At 67.7% G+C, this 1,126-nt stretch carries 1 pseudogene; it reads right to left on the bottom strand.

The features are described 5' to 3' along the window. Positions 1-1,019: 1,019 nt before the first annotated feature. A pseudogene (locus ACH4C6_RS36485) lies at positions 1,020-1,126 on the bottom strand (IS5/IS1182 family transposase); the annotation flags it as partial.

Raw genomic sequence — 1,126 nt, 5'->3', positions numbered from 1 at the left:
GGCCGTGGAGCCCGGGTGCTACCGGGGGAGTGCGGAAGGATGGGCCGGCGGTGCTGGATCGTGCATCGGCGGGAGTTGGAGTGCTGGATCGTGAGCCGGCGGGAGTGCCGCCGAAGAGTGAATCGGCGGGAGTGACGGATCGGGTCCGCCCGTGCACGGTGTTGTAGGGGCGGAAGTGTGGGGTGGACGGCGTTTGGGGAGAGCCCGCCGCCGAGAGCCCGCGCTCACTCGTCCGGTACGGGCGGGGGGAGGGGTGAGCCGAACCGAACAGCGAGTCCCCACCCTCCGACGGTGCTTGTGAAGCACCACGGGAAGACGAAGGGCCGTACGTGCTGGCGTTCATCATCGCGGCGGCGAGGAAGTCGCTTTCCGCTTCCGATGCTTCCGATGGTGCTTGTGAGATGCCACGGTCATACGGAGGGCTAAACGCTTCGTTGTCGTCCATCATGGCGGCGGCGAGGAAGTCGTAGCTGCTCGCTGCCGATGGTGCTTGTGAAGGATCACGGGAGTACGCAGGGTGGGACGTGTCGGTGTCGTTCATCGTCGCGTCGGTGGCTTCCGATGGTGCTTGCGATAAGGCACGGTGGGGACCGGACGCGCGGGTGTTGTAGGGGAATGGAGGGGGAGTGGACACCAGCGGCTCCAGAGTGTGGACGGGTGCGGAAGAAGGGGGGCTGGGGCGGGCTCCGGGCTGTATCCGCCCCTTCTGGCCTTTCTGTTCCTACGGCTGGCCGTGATCTGCCGGTTCACCCCCTGGGGGCGGCCGGGCCCGGCCCCTGTCTTACCTGCGTGGCCCGGGCGCTGCCCGCGCGTGGATGGAACTGAACCGCCACCCCGCCCCTCAGTGGCATCGCGGGCCCGATCCGGCCGTTCCCGAGGCATCCGCCGGCTACATCGAGCCGGTGAAGAGGCAGCGCCGAACCTGGCTCTATGTCGCCGCGGTCGCAGCTCTCGCTGTCGGAATCGCCGGCGTCTGGCAGAAGGCTGAGGACGACGAGCGCTAGGTCGTGTCCGCAAAGTCAGGGCAGCCAGAGTCTGAGGCAGGCCAGGGTGACCAGGGCCTGGTAATGGCGGGCGCGTTTGTCGTAGCGGGTGGCCAGGGCTTTGTTGTGCTTGAGCTTGTTGA

Source organism: Streptomyces sp. NPDC017943, assembly GCF_044328425.1.
GTDB classification, from domain to species: Bacteria; Actinomycetota; Actinomycetes; order Streptomycetales; family Streptomycetaceae; genus Streptomyces; species Streptomyces djakartensis_A.
The sequence above is the reverse complement of the archived record's forward strand: the minus strand, read 5'-3'. Positions and strand labels throughout refer to the sequence as shown.